The following is a 656-nucleotide window of genomic DNA, read 5'->3' as shown; positions in this document are numbered from 1 at the left end:
GCCCCGGAGGTGGGGGTGGAGCGCCGGCAGGTGTTCGACCTGCCGCCGATCACGGTCCAGGTGACCGAGCATCGGCTGATCGCGCGCCGCTGCTCGTGTGGGGCCACCACCTGCGGCCCCGCCCCGGCCGGTGTGACGGCGCCGGTGCAGTACGGGCCGCGGATCACCGCGATCATCCTCTACCTGTATGTCGGGGGAGTTCCTGTCCAAGAAACGCACCGTCCAGGCGCTGGCCGAACTGTTCGGCACCCCAGTCTCCGACGCCACCGTGGCGGCGATGACCCGGCGCGCCGCCGACGGGCTGGACGGATTCCTCACCCGGGTCGGCGACCGGATCGCCGAGGCCGAGGTGGCCGGTTTCGACGAGACCGGACTGCGGGTGGCCGGCAGGCTGGCGTGGGTGCACTGCGCCCGCACCGACCGCTACACCTTGATCACCTGCCATCCCCGGCGCGGCCGCGAGGGCATCAACGCCGCCGGGGTGCTCGGCCGGTTCCGCGGGGTCGCGGTGCACGACGCGTGGGCGCCCTATGACACCTACGCCGACGTCGAACATCAACTCTGTTGCGCGCACGCCCTGCGCGAGCTGGCCGGCGTCACCGATGCCGCCCCGCCGGACGCGGACTGGTGTTGGGCCACGCAGGCCGCAGACGCGC

At 73.3% G+C, this 656-nt stretch carries 1 protein-coding gene and 1 pseudogene; both read left to right on the top strand.

Translation table 11 applies throughout. The features are described 5' to 3' along the window. Positions 1-9: 9 nt before the first annotated feature. A pseudogene (locus KME75_RS47555) lies at positions 10-87 on the top strand (hypothetical protein); the annotation flags it as partial. 100 nt (positions 88-187) lie between these two features. Beyond that, on the top strand, positions 188-656 hold a 469-nt coding region (locus KME75_RS42230), incomplete at its 3' end, for an IS66 family transposase (RefSeq protein ID WP_246633866.1).

The sequence above is a fragment of the Pseudonocardia nigra genome (assembly GCF_019396355.1).
GTDB lineage: Bacteria > Actinomycetota > Actinomycetes > Mycobacteriales > Pseudonocardiaceae > Pseudonocardia > Pseudonocardia nigra.
The sequence above is the reverse complement of the archived record's forward strand: the minus strand, read 5'-3'. Positions and strand labels throughout refer to the sequence as shown.